At 73.8% G+C, this 23436-nt stretch carries 26 protein-coding genes; 15 read left to right on the top strand and 11 right to left on the bottom strand.

The window, feature by feature from the left end:
* Nucleotides 1-85: 85 nt before the first annotated feature.
* On the top strand, nt 86-1114 hold the full coding sequence (locus ABZ914_RS00740) for a hypothetical protein (RefSeq protein WP_500190663.1): 1029 nt from the start codon (nt 86-88) through the stop codon (nt 1112-1114).
* Nucleotides 1115-1213: 99 nt separating this feature from the next.
* The gene (locus ABZ914_RS00735) at nt 1214-2011 is read left to right on the top strand and encodes an endonuclease/exonuclease/phosphatase family protein (RefSeq protein WP_500190661.1); all 798 of its coding nucleotides are present in this window, start codon (nt 1214-1216) and stop codon (nt 2009-2011) included.
* A 28-nt stretch (nt 2012-2039) separates the two neighbouring features.
* Here ABZ914_RS00735 and ABZ914_RS00730 read toward each other — a convergent pair whose 3' ends face one another.
* Complete coding sequence (locus tag ABZ914_RS00730) at nt 2040-2366, bottom strand: ArsR/SmtB family transcription factor (protein ID WP_190850570.1); 327 nt, start codon at nt 2364-2366, stop codon at nt 2040-2042.
* 147 nt (nt 2367-2513) lie between these two features.
* Here ABZ914_RS00730 and ABZ914_RS00725 point away from each other — a divergent pair, with 147 nt between their 5' ends.
* The 4 genes from ABZ914_RS00725 (at nt 2514) to ABZ914_RS00710 (ending at nt 6746) form a co-directional block, all read left to right on the top strand.
* Entirely contained in the window at nt 2514-3968 is a 1455-nt protein-coding gene (locus ABZ914_RS00725; protein WP_500190659.1) for an MFS transporter, read from the top strand.
* 157 nt (nt 3969-4125) lie between these two features.
* Nucleotides 4126-5337, top strand: a complete 1212-nt coding sequence (locus ABZ914_RS00720; protein ID WP_500190657.1) for a sensor histidine kinase — start codon at nt 4126-4128, stop codon at nt 5335-5337.
* On the top strand, nt 5325-5966 hold the full coding sequence (locus ABZ914_RS00715) for a response regulator (RefSeq protein ID WP_500190655.1): 642 nt from the start codon (nt 5325-5327) through the stop codon (nt 5964-5966). The genes ABZ914_RS00720 and ABZ914_RS00715 overlap by 13 nt, the downstream gene beginning before the upstream one ends.
* Before the next feature lie 3 nt (nt 5967-5969).
* Complete coding sequence (locus ABZ914_RS00710) at nt 5970-6746, top strand: DUF4097 family beta strand repeat-containing protein (protein WP_500190654.1); 777 nt, start codon at nt 5970-5972, stop codon at nt 6744-6746.
* Between the two features lie 27 nt (nt 6747-6773).
* On the opposite strand, the gene ABZ914_RS00705 is transcribed toward ABZ914_RS00710, so the two are convergent.
* The 3 genes from ABZ914_RS00705 to ABZ914_RS00695 form a co-directional block, all read right to left on the bottom strand.
* On the bottom strand, nt 6774-9242 hold the full coding sequence (locus ABZ914_RS00705; protein ID WP_500190652.1) for an FtsX-like permease family protein: 2469 nt from the start codon (nt 9240-9242) through the stop codon (nt 6774-6776).
* A complete protein-coding gene (locus ABZ914_RS00700; RefSeq protein ID WP_500190650.1) occupies nt 9239-9976 on the bottom strand; it encodes an ABC transporter ATP-binding protein in 738 nt (245 codons plus the stop codon). Before ABZ914_RS00700 ends, ABZ914_RS00705 begins: the two co-directional genes overlap by 4 nt.
* A gap of 102 nt (nt 9977-10078) precedes the next feature.
* Nucleotides 10079-10498, bottom strand: coding sequence for a MerR family transcriptional regulator (locus ABZ914_RS00695; protein ID WP_500190648.1), 420 nt, complete (start codon nt 10496-10498; stop codon nt 10079-10081).
* A 123-nt stretch (nt 10499-10621) separates the two neighbouring features.
* On the opposite strand from ABZ914_RS00695, the gene ABZ914_RS00690 reads away from it, so the two are divergent.
* On the top strand, nt 10622-11536 hold the full coding sequence (locus ABZ914_RS00690; RefSeq protein WP_500190647.1) for an NmrA family NAD(P)-binding protein: 915 nt from the start codon (nt 10622-10624) through the stop codon (nt 11534-11536).
* 113 nt (nt 11537-11649) lie between these two features.
* Nucleotides 11650-12276 (top strand): LysE family translocator, encoded by a 627-nt coding sequence (locus tag ABZ914_RS00685; protein ID WP_190850546.1) that lies wholly within the window; start codon nt 11650-11652, stop codon nt 12274-12276.
* A gap of 21 nt (nt 12277-12297) precedes the next feature.
* Here ABZ914_RS00685 and ABZ914_RS00680 read toward each other — a convergent pair whose 3' ends face one another.
* Entirely contained in the window at nt 12298-13299 is a 1002-nt protein-coding gene (locus tag ABZ914_RS00680) for a helix-turn-helix transcriptional regulator (protein ID WP_500190644.1), read from the bottom strand.
* A 111-nt stretch (nt 13300-13410) separates the two neighbouring features.
* Between ABZ914_RS00680 and ABZ914_RS00675 the strand changes: the two genes are divergently transcribed.
* The gene (locus tag ABZ914_RS00675) at nt 13411-13836 is read left to right on the top strand and encodes a VOC family protein (RefSeq protein WP_500190642.1); all 426 of its coding nucleotides are present in this window, start codon (nt 13411-13413) and stop codon (nt 13834-13836) included.
* 4 nt (nt 13837-13840) lie between these two features.
* On the top strand, nt 13841-14938 hold the full coding sequence (locus ABZ914_RS00670; RefSeq protein ID WP_500190641.1) for a winged helix DNA-binding domain-containing protein: 1098 nt from the start codon (nt 13841-13843) through the stop codon (nt 14936-14938).
* Nucleotides 14939-14967: 29 nt separating this feature from the next.
* Here the strand turns inward: ABZ914_RS00670 and ABZ914_RS00665 are convergent, their stop codons facing one another.
* Entirely contained in the window at nt 14968-15771 is an 804-nt protein-coding gene (locus tag ABZ914_RS00665) for an NUDIX domain-containing protein (RefSeq protein ID WP_500190639.1), read from the bottom strand.
* Nucleotides 15772-15978: 207 nt separating this feature from the next.
* Here ABZ914_RS00665 and ABZ914_RS00660 point away from each other — a divergent pair, with 207 nt between their 5' ends.
* Nucleotides 15979-17166, top strand: coding sequence for a sporulation protein (locus tag ABZ914_RS00660; RefSeq protein WP_500190637.1), 1188 nt, complete (start codon nt 15979-15981; stop codon nt 17164-17166).
* Nucleotides 17167-17206: 40 nt separating this feature from the next.
* On the opposite strand, the gene ABZ914_RS00655 is transcribed toward ABZ914_RS00660, so the two are convergent.
* The gene (locus ABZ914_RS00655; protein ID WP_500190635.1) at nt 17207-17830 is read right to left on the bottom strand and encodes an NAD(P)-dependent oxidoreductase; all 624 of its coding nucleotides are present in this window, start codon (nt 17828-17830) and stop codon (nt 17207-17209) included.
* Nucleotides 17831-17933: 103 nt separating this feature from the next.
* On the opposite strand from ABZ914_RS00655, the gene ABZ914_RS00650 reads away from it, so the two are divergent.
* Nucleotides 17934-18320, top strand: a complete 387-nt coding sequence (locus ABZ914_RS00650) for a winged helix-turn-helix transcriptional regulator (RefSeq protein WP_500190633.1) — start codon at nt 17934-17936, stop codon at nt 18318-18320.
* A 78-nt stretch (nt 18321-18398) separates the two neighbouring features.
* Nucleotides 18399-18914, top strand: coding sequence for a hypothetical protein (locus tag ABZ914_RS00645; RefSeq protein WP_500190632.1), 516 nt, complete (start codon nt 18399-18401; stop codon nt 18912-18914).
* 63 nt (nt 18915-18977) lie between these two features.
* Here ABZ914_RS00645 and ABZ914_RS00640 read toward each other — a convergent pair whose 3' ends face one another.
* The 4 genes from ABZ914_RS00640 to ABZ914_RS00625 all read right to left on the bottom strand — a co-directional run bounded on the left by ABZ914_RS00640 (nt 18978) and on the right by ABZ914_RS00625 (nt 21336).
* Entirely contained in the window at nt 18978-19448 is a 471-nt protein-coding gene (locus tag ABZ914_RS00640) for a hypothetical protein (protein ID WP_500190630.1), read from the bottom strand.
* The gene (locus ABZ914_RS00635; protein WP_500190627.1) at nt 19429-19932 is read right to left on the bottom strand and encodes a COG4315 family predicted lipoprotein; all 504 of its coding nucleotides are present in this window, start codon (nt 19930-19932) and stop codon (nt 19429-19431) included. The genes ABZ914_RS00640 and ABZ914_RS00635 overlap by 20 nt, the downstream gene beginning before the upstream one ends.
* Complete coding sequence (locus ABZ914_RS00630) at nt 19922-20485, bottom strand: COG4315 family predicted lipoprotein (RefSeq protein ID WP_500190626.1); 564 nt, start codon at nt 20483-20485, stop codon at nt 19922-19924. Before ABZ914_RS00630 ends, ABZ914_RS00635 begins: the two co-directional genes overlap by 11 nt.
* 359 nt (nt 20486-20844) lie before the next feature.
* A complete protein-coding gene (locus ABZ914_RS00625; RefSeq protein ID WP_500190624.1) occupies nt 20845-21336 on the bottom strand; it encodes a hypothetical protein in 492 nt (163 codons plus the stop codon).
* Nucleotides 21337-21550: 214 nt separating this feature from the next.
* Here ABZ914_RS00625 and ABZ914_RS00620 point away from each other — a divergent pair, with 214 nt between their 5' ends.
* On the top strand, nt 21551-22483 hold the full coding sequence (locus ABZ914_RS00620; protein WP_500190623.1) for an NAD-dependent epimerase/dehydratase family protein: 933 nt from the start codon (nt 21551-21553) through the stop codon (nt 22481-22483).
* Nucleotides 22480-23403 (top strand): RNA polymerase sigma-70 factor, encoded by a 924-nt coding sequence (locus tag ABZ914_RS00615; protein WP_500190621.1) that lies wholly within the window; start codon nt 22480-22482, stop codon nt 23401-23403. Before ABZ914_RS00620 ends, ABZ914_RS00615 begins: the two co-directional genes overlap by 4 nt.
* The last annotated feature ends 33 nt before the right edge of the window (nt 23404-23436 follow it).

Raw genomic sequence — 23436 nt, 5'->3', positions numbered from 1 at the left:
ACGCTGGTGGGGGGAGTTCTTACGGAGATCGAACGTGTGGGGGCGCGATCTGGTGCGGGGTCGTCGAAGATCATTGACTGGGCCCATGAACGCATCGACTTCCGCTTTCTCCGTTCGGCGTGCCGCCGGCGTCGTGCTGCCCCTCGCACTGGCCGCGGCGGTGTTCGCCCCGCTGCGGGCGTCGGCGGCCGAGGTCACGGTCGCGTCCACGACCGTGTCGCCGTCGAGGATCACCTCGGGGGAGCAGGCGATCCAGACCGTCACCCTGGCCGAGCCGGCTCCCGCCGGCGGCGTCGTCGTCGACCTCCTTGACGGCAACGAGTACGAGGACCTGACCTACTGGCAGGCGACCAAGCACAGGGCGACGGTGCCCGCCGGGGAGCGCAGCGTCAGCTTCCCGATCCGGGTGCAGTCCGCGACCAGCCCGGGGACCGTGACGCGGCTGACCGCCGGTGTCGGCGGCTCCGTCGCGGAGACGTCCGTCACCGTCGACCCGATCGACGCGCGGGTGCAGGACGTCACCTCCTTCACCGTGGACAAGCGCATCGCCGTGGAGGGAAGCAAGATCACCGGGACGGTGAAGCTCAAGTCCCCGGCGCCGATCGGCGGGCTCGCCGTGGACCTGCGCAAGATCCCGTACGAGAGCGCGGCCGTGTCGTTCCCGGCCTACGTGGTGGTTCCGGCCGGGGCGACCAGCGCCACGTTCGCCATGGACGCCACGGCCTACGACCGGCCGCGTTTCGCGACCGTCATGGCCGCCCTGAGCACCGCCAAGCAGTTCGTCGGCGCCATCGGCGTGCCCAAGAAGTACTCCGTCGGCGTCCTCGGGCCGGTGCGGCACCAGCCGGGCAACGCGGAGAACTTCGGGGCGGTCGGCCTCGGCGACATCTGGCACCCGTTCGGCGCCCGGATCAACCTGACGACCGACAACCCCGGCGTCCGCGCCTACTTCAGCGACCTGCCCTCCGACGGCAGCATCCCGTCCGGCGAGGTCGGCGCCCAGTTCAGGATCTCCGTCGACCCGTCGGTCCCGGCGGGCACCAAGGTGAAGCTCACCGCGTCGTGGGTGCTCGGGCCCTCCCCGGTCACCACGGAGTTCACCGTCGAGGACTAGCCGCAAGGCGCCTTTCGCCGGGCGGGCATCATCGCCCGTCCGGCGAGCGGCCGTCATGCGGCTGGCCCGCCCGGCGCGGCGGATCTAGATTGGGTCCACGTGCGGATCATCTCCCTGAACGCCTGGGGTGGCGCGATGTTCGACGACCTCGCCCCCTGGCTCGACGCGTGCGGCGCCGACGTCCTGTGCCTGCAAGAGGTCACCCACACGCCGGGCCTCGGCGGCTGGACGCGCTTCGACGACGCGGACCGGTCGCTGCCCCAGCGGGCGAACCTCCTGGCCGATGTCCGCGAGCGCCTCCCGCACCACCACGGGCTGTTCACCGCGAGCGACGCGGGTCCCGTCCAGGATCGGCGGCAGCGGTTCCACAGGCAGGACTTCGGGCTGGCCACCTTCGTCGCCGAGGACCTTCCCGTCGTCGGCATCCGGTCCGCGTTCGTGCACGGCGCCTACACCGAGCACCGTGACCGATGGCCGAACGACGGCCGGCCCCGCGCCGCGCTGGCCGTGCGCGTGCACGACCGCCGGGCGGAGCGGTTCGTCACCGTCGTGAACCTCCACGGCCTGCGCGATCCGCGCGGCAAGGCCGACACCCCGGCCCGCCAAGCGCAGGCCGAACGGCTCGCCGACCTCGTCGAGGGGGCGCGCGAGGACGGCGACCTGACCGTGGTGTGCGGCGACTTCAACCTGCTCCCCGACAGCACGACCTTCAAGACCCTCGCGGACCTCGGGCTGACCGACCTGGTCGGCGGCGCCGACACCCGGACGTCCCGCTACCCGAAGCCGCTTCGGCACGCGAGCTACCTGCTGGTCTCCGACCCCGGCGCGGTGGCACGGTTCGAGATCGCGGCCGCGCCCGAGGTGTCCGACCACCGGGCTCTGGTGCTCGACCTCTGACGGCGGGGAACGCGACAGGACAAGGGGGTCAGGAGCCGCTCTCGTCGGTGCGGGCGCCGGCGAGGACGGCGTCCAGCAGGCCCGGGTAGCGGGCGTCCAGGTCGTCGCGGCGCAGGGTCAGCAGGTTCTCCCGGCCGGACGGCTCCTGGAAGATCACGCCGCTGTCGCGGAGCACGCGCCAGTGGTGGGTCATCGTCGACTTGGACGTGATGCCCAGTTCGGCGAGCACGCTGCCGCAGTTGCGCTCGTCGGCGCCGTCCAGCACGCGGACGGCGGCCAGCCGCACCGGATGGCCGAGCGCCGACAGCACCCCGTCGACGCGGATCTGGTCGCGGTCCGGGTGGCGGTACCTCATGGTCCAACCGTAGCGCGACGGTCGAACGATCCGCCGGGTTCCCTTGCAAGTTTGTACGACTGTACGCGAGTATTCGTACAGTCGTACCCCGGGTGGCGGCTCCCTCCGCCGCCCGTCCCCCTAGAGACCGCGAAGGGTGTCCTTGGCATGTCCGCTGTAACGAGGCAGCCCGCCGGGCGGCCGGGCTGGATCCTGGCCCTGCTGGCGCTCGCGCAACTGATCTACGCGCTGGACCTGAACATCGTGTTCGTGGCGCTCCCGGAGATAGGCGCCGAACTCGGCTTTCCCGGCCAGACGCAGCAGCTGGTGGTGAGCGCCTACGTCGTGTTCGCGGGCGGGTTCCTGCTGTTCGGCGGCCGCGCGGCCGACCTGCTCGGCCGCCGCCGCGTCTTCGTGCTCGCCCTGGCCCTGTACGCCGTGTCGTCCCTGGCGGGCGGCCTCGCGCCGTCCCCCGCCGCGATCGTCCTGGCGCGCGCGGTGCAGGGGATCGGCGGCGCGCTGCTGCTGCCGTCCACCCTGTCGCTGATCAACACGTTGTTCGCCGAGGGGCCGCAGCGCAACCGGGCGCTGGCGGTCTGGGGCGGCGCGGGCGCCAGCGGCCTGACCATCGGGGCGCTGCTCGGCGGCGTGCTCACGGAGAACCTCGGCTGGCCCGCCGTCTTCTACGTCAACGTGCCGCTGGCCGGCCTCGTGGCGCTCGCCGCGCTGGCGGTCATCCCGCCCGACCCGGCCCGCGGGCCGCGGCGGCGCTTCGACCTGCCCGGCTCGCTGACCGTCACCGCGGGCGCGACGCTGCTGGTGTTCGCCCTGGTGGAGGGGCCCGAGGAGGGCTGGGCGGACCCGCTGGTGATCGGCGCGCTCGCGGCGGCCGCCGCGCTGCTGGCGGCGTTCGCGGTCATCGAACGGCGCAGCGCCGATCCGCTCATGCCGTTCCGGCTGTTCCGCAACCGGAGCCTGACCATCGGCCTGAGCGTCACCTTCATCTACATGGCGACCTTCGGCGTGCTGCCGTACTTCCTGACCGTGCTCATGCAGAGCGTGCACGGCTACAGCGCCTTGCAGACGGGGCTGGCCTTCCTGGTCCCGTCGGTGGCGATCGCCACCGGCACCCAGCTCGGCGAGCGGCTGACCACCCGGATCGGCCTGCGCGCCACGCTGCTCATCGGCTTCGCGATCGGGGCCGCCGGCACGGCCGTCATGGCGGCCGGGTTCGACGCCGGCGCCGGCTACGGGCTGCTCGTGCCCGGGCTCATCGTCTCCGGCGTCGGCCAGGGCATCGTCTGGACGGCCATGTGGATCGCCGCCGCCACCGGCACCGCCGCCCACGAGCAGGGCGTCGCCAACGGCATCGCCTCCACGACCCTCAACATCGGCAACGCCATCGGCCTGGCCGTGTTCACCGCGCTCGCCGAGATCGGCACCGGTGGCAAGACCGGTGGTGCCCTGCGCGCGGCCACCGCCCACGGCGAACTCGTCGTGGTGCTTCTCACCGCGGCGGGGATGGTCGCCGGGCTGCTGGTCTGCCTCGTGCTGCCGCGTGCGGGCGCGGCTGCTCCGACCGCGGCCGAGTCCGCCGACCCCGAACACCTCGTCGCCGGTTGACCGCGGTGCCCGTCCCCGTCCGGGATCCGGACGGGGGCGGGCGGCGGGCGCGGCCGGGGTTCGGCGGCGGCGGGCGTCGGATACCGTGACGCCTGTGATCTTGAGTCCGCGCTGGTCCCCGACGCGCGAGGGGATCCGGGCGTGGTGCGTTTCGCCGGTGAGGGCCGCCACCTGGCTGGCGACGGCGCAGGTCGCGGCGGGCGGTGCGGTGGGGCTGGCGGGCCTGGCCGCCGTCGCCTTCCCGATCGCGGTCGGCATCGAGCTCGCGCGGTCGGTCGTCGCCCCCGTCGTGGTGCTGGTCGTCGTCCTGGCCGTGGTGCGCGGCTGCACCGCGTTGCACCGTTCCAGGATCACCGCCTTCACCGGCGCCGATCCCGCCGGGGACCGTCCGAGGCCGTCCTGGCGGCGGTGGCCCTTCACCGCCGGAGCCTGGCGCCAGGTCGCCTACCACTTCGTGGCCGGGCCGCTCGCGGTCGCCATGGCGGCGCTGGTCGGCGCGGTCTGGAGCGGCGGGCTGCTGCTCGCCACCGCGCCCGTCCACGCCTGGACGCTGCCGCCGGACGGGCCGCTCGGCTGGAACCCCCACGCGCCTCTCGCCGTCGCCGCGATGACCGTCGCCGGGCTGCTGCTCCTCCTGCTCGGCCCCGCGCTGGCCGCCGCACTGGCGCGCGCCGATCTCGCGGTGGCGCGCGCGTTCCTCGGGCCGACCCGGCGCCAGGAGCGCGCGGCGCTGGCCCGCCGGATGTCCGGGCTGGCGGCGAGCCGGGCCGCGACGGTCGAGGCCGCCGACGCCGAGCGCCGCCGGATCGAGCGCGACCTGCACGACGGCGCTCAGCAGCGGCTCGTGTCGCTGGCGATGAACCTCGGCATCGCCCGCGCGACGCTCAAGGACCTGCCCGAGCCCGCCCGGGACGTCGTCGCCCGCTCCCATGAGGAGGCCAAGCTGGCGCTGACCGAGCTGCGCGACTTCATCCGCGGCCTGCATCCCGCCGTGCTCGACGAGCTGGGCCTCGACGCGGCGCTGTCCGGGCTCGCGGGACGGACCCCGATCCCCGTGGACGTCCGGGTCGATCTGCCCGAACGGCCCGCCCCCGCGCTGGAGTCGGTGGCGTACTTCGTCGTCTCCGAGGCGCTCACCAACGTCGTCAAGCACGCGGGCGCGTCCCGGGCCGAGGTGGCCCTCGCGCGCCGGGACGACCGGATCGTGCTGACCGTCGTCGACGACGGCCGCGGCGGCGCGAGCACGGCGGGCGGCAGCGGCCTGGCCGGGCTGTCGCGCCGGGTCGCGTCCGTCGACGGCACCCTGTCCCTGTCCAGTCCGACCGGCGGCCCGACCCGCCTGACCGTGGAACTGCCATGCGCATTGTGATCGCCGAAGACTCGTTCCTGCTGCGGGAGGGCCTCGTCCGGCTGCTGGAGCTCGGCGGCATGACCGTCGCCGCTGCGGTGGGCGACGCCGACGCCCTCCTGGAGGCGGTGGACGCGCACGACCCCGACCTGGTGGTCGTGGACGTGCGGATGCCGCCCACCCACACCGACGAGGGACTGCGCGCCGCTCTGAAGCTGCGGGAGAACGGGCCGCGCCCGGGCGTCCTGGTGCTGTCGCAGTACGTCGAGGAGCGGCACGCCGCGCAGCTGCTGCGAGGCGACACCACCGGCTTCGGCTACCTGCTGAAGGACCGGGTCGCGGACATGGAGGAGTTCCTGGCGACGGTCCGGCGGGTCGCCCAGGGCGGGACCGCGATCGACCCGGAGGTCGTGTCGCAGCTGCTGAGCCGCAGCGACGGCCCGCTCGACCGGCTGACGCCCCGCGAGCACGAGGTGCTGCGGCTCATGGCCGAGGGCCGGTCCAACGGCGGGATCGCGGAGGAGCTGGTGGTCAGCGAGAGCGCCGTCGCCAAGCACGTCGCGGGGATCTTCGCCAAGTTCGACCTGCCCGGAACCCCGCAGGAGCACCGCAGGGTCCTGGCCGTGCTGAGGTTCCTCAGCGGTGAGTGAGCGATGAGGGGCCTGCGGACGGCCTGGATCGCGCTCGGGGGAGCCGCCACCGTCGCGCTGCTGGGCGCCGGGACCGTCGGCGGGAGGGTGTGGCTGAGCGGTTCGGACGATCCTTCGCAGCCGACCGTCCGCTACTCGCGGATCCACGCGGTGACCAAGGTCGTCGTGGAGTTCGACAGCGGTGACGTGCTGGTCGCGGCGGGCGGGAGCGGGCGCGTCGACGTCGAGCGTCGGTCGCGTGACGGGCGCTTCCTCGACCTCAAGGAGGTCTGGGACGGGGACCTGCTCCGGCTGGCGGGCGGCTGCCGCGACGGGAACGGCAAGCGCGCCACGCACTGCAAGGCCGGGTACGTCCTCCGGGTGCCGGCGGCCACCGAGGTCGAGGTGCGCGCCGACACGGGCGACGTCACCGTGGCCGGGCTCACCGGCGCGGTGTCCTGGACGTCCGGCAGCGGCGATCTCGACCTCCGGGACGTGGCCGGGCGCGTCCGCGCGACGACCGACTCGGGCGAGGTGACGGCCACGGCGCTGCGCTCGTCCGCCGTGGAGGCGCGGACCAACACCGGGGACGTCGGGCTGGCGTTCGCCGCCGCGCCGCAGCGAGCGGCCGTGACGACCAACACCGGTGACATCCGGCTGGCGGTCCCGCCGGGCCGGTACCGGACCACCGCCGACACGATCTCCGGCCGGCGGGACGTCGCCGTCCCGGGGGACGGCGCGTCCCCGTCCGCGCTGGAGGCCCGCAGCAACAGCGGTGACGTGCGGCTGCGGGCCGGCTGACGGATCGGTCACGGGATCGGGGACGGATCACTCGCCGCGCGGGGCCGGCCCGCCGGCGAGAAGGCGGGTGGCGACCACGGACGTGCAGACGGCGACCGCGGCGCACATCCCGGTGACCGTGAGCACGGAGGTCCACGGGACGGTCAGCGGGAAGTCGCCCACCAGCCCGGTCAGCGCCGCCCGCTGGCCCGCCACGACGGCGACGGCCGCCGCCCCGGCGAGGATCGCGCCGGCGACCGTCGCCACCACGGTCTCGGCGGCCACGAACGTCAGCGTCTCGCGCCGCGTGGCGCCGGCCAGGGTGAGGGCCGACAGTTCGCGGCGGCGGTCCGGGGCCGCCATCACCAGGGTGTTCGCGATCGCGATCAGGGCGAACGCCAGCGCGATCCCGAACACGTTCCCGGTGGCGAGCCCGCTCTTGCGCTGCTGCTCGGCCTGCTCCGCGTCGAGCAGGGACGACCTGGCGGACATCCGCACGGGCCGGTCGCGCACGGCCGAGCGCAGCGCCGCGGCCACGGCGGAGGCGTCGCCGCCCGCCGCCACCTTCACCTCGATCTGAGCCGGGCGGCCACCGCCGGTGGAGGCGGCGGGGATGTAGCCGATCTCGCCGGTGACCGTGGTGCGGGTCAGGGCGGCCACGCGCAGCGCCGTGGACGTGCCGTCCGGCAGCCAGGCCCGCACCCGGTCCCCGGTGCGGACGCCGAACTCCCGTGCGCTGTCGCGGTCCAGGACGAGGGAGTCGTCGCCGAGCCGTTCGAGGGACCCGTCCACGACGTCCGGATGCCGCGTCGCGGTCAGCGCCCGCGGGTCGACGGCGAAGGCCGACAGCGTGCCCAGATAGCGGTCGCCGTCCCCGCTCAGCCGCACTTCGGCGGGGGTGTAGGCCGCGACCGCGGCGCCCGGGACGGCGCGCACCCGGTCGACGACGGCCGAGCCGATCCCGCCGTCGCCCTCGGCCGTCAGGACGTAGTCGGCGCTGCTCCCGGCGCGCAACCCCGCCACGTTCGCGGCGTTCGCCGCGTCCTGCGCCGTGAAGAGCGCCGCGCCGAGGCCGACGGCCAGCACCACCGGGGTGGCGACGGCGGCGGTGCGCCGCCCGGCGAACAGCGCGCCCTCGCGGACCACCATCGCGCCCGCGCCGAGCCGGCGCAGCGGCCAGGCCAGCGCGGCCAGCACGGGACGGATCAGCAGCGGGGTCAGCAGCGCGCACCCGCCCACCAGCAGGACGGGAACGAACAGGTAGTTCTGCATGCTGAGCGCCACGACCTGGTTGGACTGGACGGTGCCCGCGCTCTTGTAGACGCCGAGGGCGAGCAGGACGCCGCCGAGCACCAGCCGCACCGGCGTGGCCGCCCGGCGCCTGCCGGTGGCCTCCCGCAGCGCCTCCGCAGGGCGGACGCGCCCGGCCCGCCACGACACCACGACCGTGCCGGCCATCGCCGACAGCAGACCCAGCAGGAACGAGATCACCAGCGGGGCGGGACGGGTGTCGACCGCGAGCCAGGGCGGCGCGACGCGGTGGTCCACCATCCAGGCGCGCAGGATCCCGGTCGACCGGGCGCCGATCGCGCACCCGAGGGCCGACGCCAGGACGGCCAGCACGAACGCCTCGGCGAGCACCATCCGCCGCACCTGCCTCGGCGTCGCGCCCACCGTCCGCAGCAGCGCCATCTCCCGGCGCCGCTGCTCGACCACGAAGGCGAAGGTGGCGATGACGACGAAGACCACGACGAAGACGACCAGCATCATCGACGTGCCCGCCATCCCCTCCGCGTCGCGGAGCTGGTCGCGGCCGCCGGCCTGGTCGCGTTCGGCCAGCAGCCGGTCGTCACCCGTGAGCACTCGCACGCCCGTCCCCTGGACCGCCGCGCGCACCGACGCCGCGTCGCCGTACGCGACGACGGCGTTGACCTCGGGCGACAGCCGCGCCGCCTCCCCGTCGGCGAAGAACACGGCGTGCTCGAACCACACCGGAGCCGTGACGCCCGCGACCGTGTAGTCCCCGAAGCCGGAGCCGGTCGCGACCCGGACGGTCCCGCCGACCAGCGACGGGTCACCGCCGCCGACCACGATCTCGCGCGACGACTCCGGCGCGTGCCCCTTCACCAGCCGGTACGGGGTGAACGCGGCGGTGCTCCAGGGATGGCCCACCTGCGCGTCCGGGCCGCCGGGAAGCCGCGCGGCGAACGTCCGGTCCGCGACCGTCCGGCCGGTGCCGGACAGGGCCCGGACGGCCTGCGGGGGCAGCGGGCTCGGCCGGCTCACCGGGAACTCGCGCGGGTCGCCGTCGTCGTCCTTCAGCTCCACCGTCACCGGCGCCGTCACCACCGCCGGGGCCTGCGCGTACCGCTGCGGGCCGTGGAACTCGGTGGACGTCACCGCCCGCAGGGTGATCGCCATCACCGCGATGATGCTCGTGCCCAGGGCCAGCGCCAGGAAGGCCCCGGCGTAACTCGCCGCCCGGCTGCGCAGGGTGGCCAGCGCGATCCGGATCACTGCGCCGCCTCCAGCCCGGTGATCCGCGCCGCGACCAGCTCCGGCGTCGGGGCCTCCAGGCTCCCGGCGATCCGGCCGTCGGCGAGGAAGAGCACCTCGTCGGCGACCGACGCCGCGACCGGGTCGTGGGTGACCATCACGATCGTCTGCCCCTCGCGGTCCACCAGGTCCCGGAGCAGCGTCATGACCTCGCGGGACGAGCGCGAGTCCAGCGCGCCGGTGGGCTCGTCCGCGAACAGCACCTTCGGGCGCGTCACCAGCGCGCGGGCGATCGCGACCCGCTGCTGCTGGCCGCCCGACATCTCGCCGGGCCGGTGCCGCCGCCGCTCCGCCAGCCCCAGCCGGTCCAGCGCGGCGTCCACGTCCCGGCGCTTCGGCCGCTTCCCCGCCAGCATGAGCGGCAGCGCGACGTTCTGCTGGGCCGTCAGCGACGGCACGAGGTTGAACGCCTGGAAGACGAACCCGATGCGGTCGCGGCGCAGCCGGGTCAGCGCCCCCTCGCTCAGCCCGTTCAGCGAAGTCCCGGCCAGTTCCACGTCGCCGGCGTCGACACGGTCGATTCCCGCGGCGCACTGGAGAAGGGTGGACTTTCCCGATCCCGACGGTCCCATGACGGCGGTGAACCGCCCGCCGGGAAAGGCGACGGAGACGTCGTCCAGCGCCGCCACCCTGTTGTCGCGGCGGCCGTAGGTCTTGCTGACCCGGCTGATCCGCACCATGACTTCGCTGCTCATGGCCTCGACGCTAGAGGCCGGAGCCCTGCCGGGACCATGACGCGGAGACCCGACTCGACCCTGTACCCAGCACCAGGTGACACCTGGCCCGAGCAGCGAGCGCTACCTCGGCCTGGTCGGCGCGCTTGCCCAAGAGGGCTCGCCGGTGGAGAAGTCACCGCGCGGGACCTCGTGGCCCTCACCGCGGTCGATGACGTCGTCGAGGGCGGCGCGGGCCTCCAGGAGACCCCCGATGGCCTGGTCGAGCCTCGCGCGTTCGTCGCGCAGGCGCCCGATGACCCCCGCGCACGCGGGAGTCGGCAGGGAGTCGTCGCGCAGGCACGAGCCGACCTGGGCGATGGTGGCGGTGGACAGCCCGGCGGCCAGCAGGGCGCGGATCTTCCGCACCGCGCCCACGTCGGCCTCGGCGTAGTCGCGGTAGCCGTTGGGAGACCGCTCGGGCGTGAGCAGGCCCTGCTTCTCGTAGTAGCGGAGGAGCTGCTCGTCGACCCCCGTGCGCCTGGCGAGTTCCCCGATGCGCATGTGAACCGCCTTCGCCGCTTGACCTTGTAACTGGTTTCAGAGTTTACCTTCGTGATCGCCCACCCGAGGCGAGCTCGCCTTGCGGGGGCGGTACGGCATGACGACGCAAGGAGATCAAGGACGATGGCAGCACAGGCAGACGTTTTCGTCGTGGGCGCGACCGGGTTGCTCGGCGGCCGGATCGTGTCGGCCTTCCTGGACCGGGAGGTGACCGTGCGCGCGCTGGTGCGCCCCGGCGCCGCCGGTGAGAAGAAGCGAGCGCTCGACGCCCTGCGGGCCAGGGGAGTCGAGCTGGTCGAGGGCGACATCACCGACCCGGCCGACCGGCTTGCCGGCGCCATCGGCGAGGCGCGGACCGTCGTCTCCGCCGTCCAGGGCGGCCCGGAGCTCATCATCGACGGTCAGGCGAACCTCTTGGCGGCCGCCGAGCGGGCCGGCGCGGCCCGGTTCGTCCCCTCCGACTTCGCCATCGACATCACCAAGCTCGACGACGGCGACAACGTCATGATCGGTTGGCGGCGGCGGGCGGCGGCCCTGTTCGCGGGCTCGCGGCTGGGCGTGCTGTCGGTGCTGAACGGCGCGTTCGTCGAGGTGATGACCGGCTTCATGGACCTCATCGACTGGGAGAAGGGGACGCTGTCGCACTGGGGCGACCCCGACCAGCCGATGGACCTGACCACCGTCCAGGACACGGCCCTCTACACCGTCGCCGCCGCCCTCGACCCGGCGCTGGCGGACGGCGGGACGGCCCGCTTCGCCGGTGAGGTCGTCTCGATGCGCGAATTCCGCGAGGCCGTCGAGCGCGGCACCGGCCGGAAGCTCACCTTGCGGACGCTGGGAACGGCCGATGAACTGCGGGCCGAGATCGAGCGCCGCGCCAAGGCGACGCAGAACCCCTTCGACTACGTGGCCCTGCAGTACCAGTGGTGCATGGTCACCGGAAAGGGCAAGTTCGACGCCCTGGACAACGACCGCTACCCGGAGGTCAAGCCGACCTCCGTCGAGGACTTCGTCCGCAGCGCCGACCTGCCGGCCTGACCTGACACCTCCGGCGGGGTTCCGCGAGAGGACGCACTCGTCGTCGCGGGCCGTCCGGCGCCGGCTCGGTTAAGGGGTCGCGTCGGGACGGCCCGGCGTTCGATGATGCGAGCATGTTGGATACATCCCTTTATGTGGCCTTTCTCGTCGCCGCGCTCGCCCTGTGCCTCACGCCCGGACCCGACATGATGTTCATCGTGGCCATGGGGGGACGGGGCGGGCCCGGCACCGGCGTGATGGCCGCCGTGGGAGTGGCGACCGGCGCGCTCACCCACGCGATCGCGGCGATGCTCGGCCTGTCGGCGCTGTTCACCACCCTTCCGACGCTCTACCACGTGCTGCGCTGGGCGGGCGCCGCCTACCTGCTCTACCTCGCGGTGAGGTCGTTCCTGGACCGCGGTGAAACCGGCGAGGAGGCCGCCCCCGCGGGGCCGGGGCGGCTCCGCGCGTTCTGGCAGGGCGTCGTCACCAACCTGCTGAACCCCAAGGTCATCCTGTTCAACATCGCGTTCCTGCCGCAGTTCGTGAATCCGTCACTCGGGCACCCGATGGTGCAGTTCCTCGTCCTCGGGCTGACGCTCGTGCTCATCGGCCTCGCCGTGGACGGGACGGTCGGGCTGCTGTCCGGCCGCCTCGCCCGGCTGCTGCGGCGGAGCCGCCGTGTCGCGCGCGGTCTCAACATCTTCAGCGGCACCGTCTTCACCGGCCTCGCCGTGCGCCTCGTGGCCGTCGCGAAATAGAGGCGCCTTCTCGGCGCCTTCTCAGCGCCGCGCACCGCCGGCGGACGCGGCGGCGGTGTAGCGGCGGGCCAGGCGGGCGCAGGCGTCCTTGAGCTCGGCGGGGCCGACGATCTCGAAGTCGGCGTCGAAGCGCCCGACGGCGGCGGCCAGTCCGCGCCAGGACCACGAGCCCAGCACGAGCCGGCAGCGGTCCGGGCCGAGCTCCTCGACGAGCCCGTCCCGGGAGTAGCGGGACACCGCCGCGGCGGGCAGGTGAAGGATCACCTCGCCGCGGCAGGGCCAGTCGGCCGAGCCGCCGGAGCCGCGGAAACGGCCCGCCACGAACGCGGCCACGTCCCCACCGGGGACGGCGCGGCGGGCGAAGCGAGGCCCCGTCGGGGTGCGCGGGGTGATCCGGTCGGCGCGGAACGTGCGCCAGTCCTCGCGGTCGAGGTCCCAGGCGACGAGGTACCAGCGGCCGCCCCAGGTGACGAGGTGGTGCGGCTCGGCCCGGCGCGGCGGGGCCGGGGCGCCGCCGCCCGCCTCCGGAGGCGAGGCGGACGCGTAGTCGAACCGCACGACCTCGCGGGCGTGGACGGCGGCGCCGAGCGCCATGAGCACGCCGCCGTCCACCTGCGGTTCCGGCCGTGGCATCGGCCGCTCGACGGCGGTGACCCGCAAGGTGTCGATCCGGTGGCGCAGCCGGGACGGCATGACCTGCCTGATCGTCGCCAGCGCGCGCGCCGCGCCGTCCTCGATTCCCGCGCCGGAGGCGGCGGCGATCTGGAGGGCGACGGCGAGGGCGACGGCCTGCTCGTCGTCGAACAGCAGCGGCGGCAGTTCCGTGCCGGCCGCGAGCCGGTACCCGCCGTCCGGCCCCTTGATCGCGGCGATGGGGTAGCCGAGCTCGCGCAGGCGGTCGACATCGCGGCGCACCGTGCGCGGGCTGACGTCCAGGCGCTCGGCCAGCAGCGCGCCCGGCCAGTCCCGGCGCGCCTGGAGCAGCGAGAGCAGCTCCAGCAGCCGCGCTGAGGTCTTCTGCATGCTCCCGATTCTCGCGGAAGAAGCGGCCACAACCTGTCCGCTACCCCTGCGACGGTGGACACCGAGCCCGAGGAAACGGGCACGACCGAACCGAGCGATGAGGAGTCCGCAATGGCCGTCGACACCGTGACGCACCTGAACTTCCGAGGCGATGCGCGCGAGGCGCTGTCCTTCTACCGGACCGTGTTCGGCGGGGACATGGCTGTGATCACCTACAAGGACGCCGGGAACGTGCAGGACCCGGCCGAGGCGGACCAGGTGATGTGGGGCCAGGTGGCCGCCGGCAACGGCTTCCGCGTGATGGCGTACGACGTCCCGTCGAGCCTGCCGTGGAACCGGGGCGAGAACGCGTTCTTCGTCTCGGTACGCGGCGAGACGGCCGAGGAGATCACCGGCTACTGGGAGAAGCTCTCCGAGGGGGCGAGCGTCCGGCAGCCTCTTGGGCCCGCCCAGTGGGCGCCTCTCTACGGGATGCTCGAGGACCGGTTCGGCGTCATCTGGGTCCTGGACGTCGCCAGCGGCTACGACGCGTCCTGACCCGATGGCCGTCCTCGACACCCGGGCGCTGGGCCGCGCGACGCTCGCCCGGCAGCTGCTGCTCGACCGCGCCGACCTCCCGGCTCACGACGCGATCGGGCACCTCTGCGGCCTGCAGGCGCAGGAACCGCAGGAGCCGTTCGTCGGGCTCTGGTCGCGGCTGCGCGCGTTCGACCCGGCGGAGCTCTCCGACCTGCTGACCGAAAGGCGCGTGGTGCGGACGCACCTCATGCGCCGCACCGTCCACCTCGTCACCGCCGAGGACGCCCTGTCCTGGCGGGCCCGGCACGAGCCGATGCTGCGCCAGCGGGTCCTCGGGGTCTACCGCCGCGAGTTCGCCGGGGTGGACCTCGACGAGCTCGCGGCGGCGGGACGGGCGGCGACGGCCGACGGCGAGCCGCGCACCATGGCGGAGCTGGCGCGCGCGGTCGCCGGACGGTGGCCGGACCCGTCGCCGCGCGCCCTGGGCGAGATGCTCGTCTCCGCGCTCGTCCCGAATGCGCAGATCCCGCCGCGCGGGCTGTGGCGGACCAGGGCGGGGGTGCGCAACGTCCCGCTGTCCTCCTGGCTCGGCCGCGAGCCCGACCCTCCGTCCGCGGACGCGTCCGACCCGGTGGGGCAGGTGCTGGTGCGGCGCTACCTGGCCGCGTTCGGGCCCGCCGCCTCGGCCGACGTGCGCGCCTGGTGCGGGCTCGCGGGACTGCCCGCCGCGATCGCCGCGATGCGCGACGAGCTGGTCGCCTTCCGGGACGAGCGAGGCCGCGAACTGCTCGACCTCCCCGACGCGCCGCGCCCCGACCCCGACACGCCCGCTCCCGTGCGGTTCCTGCCCGCCTTCGACAACGCGATCCTCGGCTACCACGACCGCAGCAGGATCATCGACGACGACCACCGCGGCCTGTCCGTCACGGGCGCTCGCGTGGTGCTGGTCGACGGTCGGGCCGCCGCGACCTGGAGCGCCGATGCCAGCACCGTGGTCGTCACCCCGCTGCGCCGCTTCTCCCGCGCCGAGCGCACCGCCGTCGCCGAGGAGGGGCGGTCGCTCGCGTCGTTCCTCTCCGACGGCGACGCCGACGGCGTCCGGATCACCGATCCGGCGTAGGCGGAGCGTGTCGCGGGGAGGGCGCCGCGTCAGGCCCAGCCGTGGACGCTGAACGCCTCACCGCGCATGATCGCGGCGAGCGCCAGCGCGCAGTGCGGGATCACGTCGCCGGGCGGCCGGACCGGGTCGATCCACACCGCCTCGGACGCCTTGTCCGGCTCGGCGGCGCGCGGTTCGCCCTCCCAGCGGTCGAAGCGGAACCAGAAGTCGCTGACCGCGTGGCACGGGCCCGGCAGCGTCTCGGCGGTCCGATGCATGACATGGGCGAAACGGGCGTCCTCGCGGCGCAGCCGGACCCCCGTCTCCTCGCGGGCCTCGCGGATCGCGGCCGCCAGCACGTCCTCGCCCGGCTCGATCCGCCCGGCGGGAGGGCAGAGCCACCCGTCGGCGTACCCGGTGTTGTGGCGCCGCAGCATCAGGACCTGGCCGTCGTGGCGCCGCAGGACGACATGGGGCGCCACGAAGGACCCGTACCAGCCGCCGACCCCGTCCCCTACCGGCGGCGCTGCGACCTCGCGCGCGGAGACGATCCCGAGACGCCCGGCCATGTGCGCTTCGGCCTGGGCCGCGCCGCCCGCCAGATCGACCATGGGGACCGCGGCGGACAGCATGACGTCGGCGAGCTCGTCCAGCACATCGGACCTGCTCTTGTGGACGCCCTTGCGGGGATTGCCGCCGGTCATCCCGATGTAGGCCTCGGCGACCTCGCCGACCTCTTCGGCGAGCTTCAGCACCAGCGTCTGGGTCGGCACCTCGGCCAGGTAGCCGGTCCTGATGCGGACGGTGTCGGCCCAGAAACCGCGGCACGGCTCGGTGGTCTCGGAGGAGGTCACGGCGTCGAGCCTAGGAGCCGGAGGGGCGGCCGTCCCGGTTTCTCGAACATCCGATCGAATTTTTGCCCGGCGTCGTTCGCGGTTCCCGACTCCGCCGGAGGGCGCTCCTAACTACACTTGTAGCAGCTACCGCGACCGGGGCCGGGCTGCGATGCTTCACCGTGGCCGGGTGCTTCGGGACGGCTCCGGCGTACAAGAGAAGAGGGGATGGAAGGCATGGTCTTCAAGCAGTTGCTGGGCGCCTTCGGGGTGGGTGGCCCTTCGGTCGAGACGGTGCTGGCCGGCCCGCACGGACGTCCGGGCGAGTACCTGTCCGGCGAGGTCCGCGTGCAGGGCGGAGACCGTGACGTCCACATCCACCAGGTCGTGCTGAGCCTCGTCACCCGCGCCGAGTACGAGCACGGCGACCACGAGGGAAGCGGCGGCCTCGAGTTCTACCGCGGGGCGATCACCGGGGCCTTCCACCTGGGCGCCGGGCAGTACCAGGCGATCCCGTTCCAGATGCCGCTGCCGTGGGAGCTCCCCGTCACCGAGGTCTACGGGCAGCACCTGCACGGCATGGCCATGGGCGTGCGGACGGAACTGGAGGTCGCCGGGGCGGTGGACGCCGGCGACCTGGACCCGGTCTCGGTGCTGCCCCTGCCGTCCCAGCAGCGCGTCCTGGACGCGTTCGGGGCGCTGGGGTTCGCCTTCAAGGGCGCCGACGTCGAGCAGGGGCACATCGCCGGCCTGCACCAGGAGCTGCCGTTCTACCAGGAGATCGAGTTCCACGCGCCGCCGCAGTACGCGGGGCGGATCAGCGAGGTCGAGCTCACCTTCGTCGCCGACCCGCACGGCCTGGCGGTCGTGCTGGAGGCCGACCAGCGCGACACCTTCCTCTCCGAGGGCGACGACGTCTTCGGACGCTTCCACGTCTCCCACGAGGAAGCCCTGCACATGGCGTGGGAGCACGAGCTGGAGTCGTGGCTGCAGGCCGTGGCCGGGCACGCGGGCGGCCACGGCTTGGGCGGGCACGGCTTCGGTGGGCACGGCTTCGGCGGCCACGGGGGCGGGCACGGCTTCGGCGGACACGAGTACGGGCACGAGGGGTTCGGCCACGGCGCCCATCACGGCGAGCACCACGGCGGCCACGGGCCGGGCTGGGGCGGCGTGGCCGCGGGCGCGGCCGGCGGTCTCGCGGCCGGGTTCGTCGCCGGTGCCGTCGTCAACGAGATGCTCGATGACGACGACAACGGCGGAGACGACGACGGCGGGGACGACGACTCGTTCGACACCGGCTTCGCCCAGCAGGCCGTCCAGAGCGCCTACCAGGAAGCCGCCTACGAGCAGGCGTACGAGGACGCCTACGAAGACGCGTACGAGGACGCGATGGACACGTACGAAGGCGACGACTGACCCGAGGCGCCCCCGCGCGGCCCCGCGCCCGCCTCGGGCATCACGCCTCCCGCACGCTGATCGCGGCACGCGGGTGGCGGGGCTTCTCGATCTCGTCGAGCAGCGCGATCGCGAAGTCCGCGTAGGTGATGCGGCTGGCCGGATCGCCGTGCTCCGCCACGGCGTACCGGCCGGTCGGAGCGCCGTCGTGGTCGAAGTCGCCCGCGGGCGCCACGTACGTCCAGTCGAGGTCGGAGGCCCGGAGCTCGTCGAGGCCCGCCGCGTGCCCGAGGTAGAAGGACCGGTACTCGTTCGGGTAGCCGGGCTCGTCCATCAGCGGAGCGCCGGACGGCCCCGGCATGATCGACGCCAGCCCGACCACGAGCAGGCGGCGCACGCCGGCCTCGGCCAGCCCGGCGGCCAGCGCGCGGGACGAGGCGGTGAAGAAGTCGTGCGGCGGCGCCGCCAGGTCCGCGGCGGCGCTGACGGCGGCGTCCTGCCCGGCGGCGGCCCGCCCGACGGCGGCCGCGTCGGTGACGTCGCCCGCCACGACCTCCGCGCCGGCCAGGTCGCCGTGGCGTGCCGGGTCGCGCACCACGGCGGTCACGCTGTGGCCGCGCCGGTGCGCCTCGGCGACGGCCTGCCGCCCGGCCCGGCCGCCCGCGCCGAAGACCACGATGTTCATGGGAAACCGCCTTTCACCAGGGCCGGGAATCGGTGTGCCCGGCCACTGCGCCGACGTTAACGGGGGCCCTGGTTTCCGCTGGGATACCGGTTATCGTGAGGGCATGAGGGAGCCTTTGCCCGCCGACATGTTCGAAGAGCTGTGCCCGTCCGCGCTCAATCCGATCCGGTTCGGCGACAAATGGGCGGGGCTCGTCATCCGCTGCCTGGAACACGGACCGCGCCGGTTCTCCGAGCTGCGCGTGCCGCTGAGCCGCGTCACGCCCAAGGTCCTCACCCGGTCGTTGCGGTCTCTCGAACGGGACGGGCTCGTCGAGCGCACCGTCCACGCCGGGACGGCGCCGCATGTCGAGTACGAGCTGACCCCGCTCGGCCGCAGCATGCTCCAGCCGATGGCCGCGGCGTGCGCCTGGGCCGAGGAGCACTGGGACGAACTGCTCGACGCCCGCGAGTCCTACGACAGCGCCACCCGTCTGGACCGCACCGGATGATGACGTTCCGATGTCGGGGCGGCGTGCTTCCATGAGTGAATGGGCGGACGGTGATCGCTTCCACCCCGAGGTCCGCTCATGAGGCTCATTTGCGACTACTTCCGGGCGCCCGACAGGACGACGGCCCTTTTCCTGCACTTCCCCGAGTATTGGACGGACACCGCCCTCCCTGACGCGGAGGCGGTGCGGCTGAAGAGCATCGATCCGTACGTCATGCTCGGCAGGCTCGTCAGCCTCCTGCTGTCCCGGGCGACCTTCGAGGACGTGCTGTTCTCCGGTTTTCCCGAACGGGACGTCCCGGAGCCGGAACTGCTGACTCCGGAGGACGACGACCCCATCATCGTCGAACTGGACGTCATGGTGCGGGACACCCTGGCCAAGGCCACGCAGGCGGAAATGGACGCGGCGGCGCCGTTGTGGGCGCAGACCGAGGAGTTCGTCGGCAACGAGTTCTTCGACCTGCCGGAGGTGCGGAGATCGGTCGCCGACCTGGCGGGCCTGGCGGGCCGCGCCCGGGAGGCGGGCCAGATGATGTACTGCCTCATCTGCCCGTTCCCGCGAATAGTCGAGTGGCTGCCCCCCGAAACGGAATGACCGCGCACCCCTTCTCAAGCCCTCGTCCCCCGCATTCGGACGCCCGTCCGTGACGCATCGATGTCAGGTGGTGGCGGGATGGGGGCGGCGGGCTTCCAGGGCCAGGTATCCGGCGAGGGTCAGGACGGCGGCCGATTCGAGGCCGAGCGCCAGCCACACGGTGGTCCGGTAGCCGTACTCGTGGAAGCCGAAGAGCGTCGCCTGCTCGCTGATGAGCAGGCCGATGATCGTGCCCAGCAGGAACACGATCCCGCCGAGCGCGACGAGCGCGTGCGGAGCGCGGCCGATCAGCGGCAGGGACCGGACGAGCGGGATGGACGCGAGCGGTACGAGCAGGGAGACGCCCAGCACCACCGCGCTGGCGAAGTTGGCCGCGAACAGCGGCCCGATGATCGGGATGACGCGGTAGTAGTCGGCCATGTACTCGTACAGGTGCACCGCGCCGACGCCGAACAGCAGCAGCGCCGACAGGTGGCGCAGCAGGGCCGGGGACAGGGCCCCCGTGCCGGTGAGGTCAGGGCTGGTAGCCACCATGGGCACTCCCGGTGGTCTGGATCTGTCCTTGCGGGGTGAGGGCGAACCAGGGGGAGCCGAACTGCGTGATGCCCTGGCCCTGGGCGTCGCCGCGTCCGGTGTCGGCCTGGTAGTAGTACAGCGGGTGCCCGGCGTAGACGATCTGGCGCGGCCCGTCGGAACGGGCGATCGTGGTCAGCATGCCCGGCTGGGCCCCGCCGGACGTCCCGGGCCGCCCCTGGGACGTGGCCGGGGGCCAGATGCTCGCGCACGCGCCGAAGCAGGTGGACCGGTTCGGCGGGTCGGCGGCGAACGCGTACAGCGTGCGTCCCTTGCCGTCGACCAGGACCGGTCCGAGCTTCGGCACGGCGGCCGACGCGACCTGCTGGCGGCCGGGGTCCTGGGAGTTCGTCGCGAACGCGCAGCCGGCGGCCAGCAGGCCCGCCGCCGCGACGGCGGACCACCGCGGAAACGCGGTCCGCGCGCGCGACGTGTCAGGAGCCACCTTTCTCGACCTTCTGGCCGGCCGAGGACACCACGTACCACCCGGCGCCGAACTGGGTGAGCCCCTGCCCCTTGGCGCTGCCCTTCACGGCGCCGTCCGGCGCGTAGTAGTACAGCGGGTGCCCACCGTAGGTGACCTGCTTCTTCCCGTCGCTCCTGGTGGTCGTGCCGAGCTTGGACGCCTTGGCGTCGGTGCCGGCGTGCGGCGTGCCCGTGGTCGTGACGGGCGGCCACACCGCCGCGCAGGCCCCGGAGCAGGACGACTTGCCGCCCTGGTCCTTCTCGAACAGGTAGACCGTGCGGCCTTCGCCGTCGACCAGGACCTGCCCGAGGTTGCCGACCTTCGCCGTCGCGATCGTTCCGCCCTCGTTCGAGGTGTTCGGCGCGGACGTGGCGGCCATCGGCACGGCGGGACGGTGCGCGTGGGCGCCGCCCGAGCCGCCGCACGCGGTGGCCGCGGCCGCGAGCGCCGCGAGGGGCACCGCCATGCGCACGCCGCGGCTCCGCCACGGCCGGGTCGAGTGCGAGGTGCTGCGCAGAGTCGTTCGGGACATCGCAGGACGTCCTTCCCTGGAGAGCTCGGTACCGGTCGAGCCGATGCCTTCCTTTCCGGCTCGGCACGTACCCGGGGAAGCGGCGGGCGAACTGACTTGCCGAGACGCTGACCTGCCCTTTCTCAGCTACCGAAGAGTCCATGGCGAAGCCTTGAGGGACGGCCCTGCGCCTCCGCTCGGCCGCGCGGGGCGGGACCTTCGTTGAGCCCCCTCATCTCGGCGAACCGGCCGCCCCGGACGCGAAAGATCTCGATCCAAGAAAAGGGGGCTTGGCGGGGCGGGTGGTGGCGGCCTCCGGTCCCCGTCAAGCCCGGTGCCGGCGGACGGCGCTGTCCGCCGGCGGCTGTGCGGCGGGGCGGTCAGCACCCGCCGGGCTTGCTCGGGGGGGGCGCCGCCGCCGCCGGCGCCTTGCTGCCGGTCGGCGACGGGCTGCCCGGCGCGCCGCCGCCGCCACCCGCGCCGGCGACGGTCAGCTGGGTGTGCATGCCGAGCGCCCGGTGATTGTCGACGGGGCACCACATCTGGTAGGTCCCGGACTTGAGGGCGACCTTCAGCGTCCCGGTGGAGCCGGGCTTGACGCCCGTGATCATCTTCGTGCCGCTGATGCCCGGTCCGGAGATGGCCAGCCCGTGCACCATCGTGCCGGTGTTCTTGGCGAGGAAGGTGTAGGCGCCCGGCTTGAGGCTGGTCATGGACGGCGTCAGCGTGTACTCCTTCTCGGTCACGGTGACGGTCGTGGTCTTCGCGCCCGGGCTCGGGCTCGTGGTCGCGTGGGCGGCCCCGGCGGGGACGAGCGCGCCGGCCGCGAGGAGGGCGGCCCCGACTGTGGTGGAAATGGTGGATTTGTTCATAATTGCCGGGCTCCCCGCCGCCCCTCCCGGCCAAACCGTGCGGGTGTCGCCGAAACCGCAGGTCAATGCCCGGTTCGGCGGAGGTCGACCAGCGGGCGCGAGCCCCCGCGCGCGACGGCGTGCCGCCCCCTCGGGCCCCGGCCGTGTCACAGGCGGCCGGGGCTGTCTCGTCTCGGGTCCGAAAGTCGGGGCCCGAAGCGGGAAGGTGAAGGTCATGCGCGTGTTCGTGGCAGGCGGGAGCGGGGTGCTGGGGCGGCGGCTGGTGCCGCAGCTCGTGGCGCGGGGCCACCAGGTGACGGCGACGACGACGAGCGCCGCCAAGCTCGACGTGCTGGAGCGGCTCGGCGCCGAGCCCGTCGTGATGGACGGGCTGGACGCGGCGTCCGTCGGCGAGGCGGTCGCGGCCGCCCGGCCGGACGCGGTCGTCCACCAGATGACGGCGATCTCGATGGCGCACGCCGGCAAACCGGACATCAAGCACCCGGACCGCTGGTTCGCGCTCACCAACCGGCTGCGCACCGAGGGGACCGACCACCTGCTGGCCGCCGTCGAGGCGACCGGCGTGCCGCATGTCGTCGCGCAGGGCTACGCGAGCTGGAACGGTATCCGCGAGGGCGGCTGGGTGAAGACCGAGGACGACCCGCTCGACCTGCTCGAGGGGACGGCGGCGCAGGTCGGGATGGAGGCGATGCGGCACGTCGAGGAGTCGGTCCTCAAGGCGGGCGGCGCGGTGCTGCGGTACGGGGCGTTCTACGGGCCGGGCGCCATCGACGACCAGGTGGAACTGGTGCGCAAGCGGCAGTACCCGCTCGTCGGGCGCGGCACCGGGTACAGCTCGTGGATCCATCTCGACGACGCGGCGAGCGCCACCGTCCTGGCCGTGGAGCGCAAGGCGCGCGGCGTGTTCAACATCGTGGACGACGAGCCCGCCCCGGCGAGCGAATGGCTGCCCCACCTGGCCGCGTGCGCGGGGGCGAAGCGGCCGATTCGGGTCCCGGTGTGGCTGGCCCGGCTGCTCGCCGGTGACCAGGCCGTCATCATGATGACGGAGGGGCGGGGGTTCTCCAACGCCAAGGCCAAGCGCGAGCTGGGCTGGGAGTTGCGCCACCCGTCGTGGCGGCAGGGCTTCAAGGAGGAGCTGGCGTGAGCAGGGCCGAGGAGTTCCAGGAGCTGCGGCCGCTGCTGTTCTCGATCGCGTACCGGATCCTCGGCAGCGTGAGCGAGGCCGAGGACGCGGTGCAGGAGACGTGGCTGCGGTACGAGGGTTCGGCGGCGCGGCCCGTCTCGGCGAAGGCGTACCTGTCGGCCGTGGTGACGCGGATCTCGATCGACGTGCTTCGCTCGGCCCGCGTCCGGCGGGAGCAGTACGTCGGGCTGTGGTTCCCCGAGCCGCTGCTGGCCGACCCCTACGAGGACCCGCAGCGGTCGGCGGAACTGGCCGACTCGCTGTCGATGGCGGCCCTGCTGCTCCTCGAACGGCTCAGCCCGCTGGAGCGGGCGGTGTTCGTGCTGCGGGAGGTGTTCGGGTTCGGTTTCCCGGACATCTCGTCGGCGGTGGGGAGGTCGGAAGCGGCGTGCCGCCAGCTCGCCGTGCGCGCGCGCCGGCACATGGACGCGGGACGTCCGCGGTTCGAGGCGGACCGGCGCGAGCGCGAGGAGCTCGCCGGACGCTTCTTCGACGCCTTCACCGAAGGGGACGTCGACGGTCTGCGGGAGCTGCTCGCCGCCGACGCGCAGCTGGTCAGCGACAGCGGCGGCAAGGCGCCGCGATGGGGCGAGGGCGTCGCCGGGGCCGCGAAGGTGGCGCGCGCGCTGGCCACGCTGGTGCGGCCGTTCCTGGAGATCGGCGGCGCGGTGGAGCCGTGCGAGGTGAACGGCCAGCCGGGCGCGGTGTTCCGCGACCGGGACGGCAGGGTCGTCAACACGTGGTCGCTGGACATCCTCGACGGGCGGATCCAGATGATCCGCACGGTGCTCAACCCGGACAAGCTCGGGCATGTGGGGCCCGTCGCGGACGCCTGGGCGGTCGTCCGGGAGACGGCGCGGGTGCACCGGACGCCCGGCTGACGGCCCGCCTCGCGCCCTCACCGGCGGAACCCG

It is taken from the genome of Spirillospora sp. NPDC046719 (assembly GCF_040645715.1).
In the GTDB taxonomy this organism is placed as follows: domain Bacteria; phylum Actinomycetota; class Actinomycetes; order Streptosporangiales; family Streptosporangiaceae; genus Spirillospora.
The sequence above is the reverse complement of the archived record's forward strand: the minus strand, read 5'-3'. Positions and strand labels throughout refer to the sequence as shown.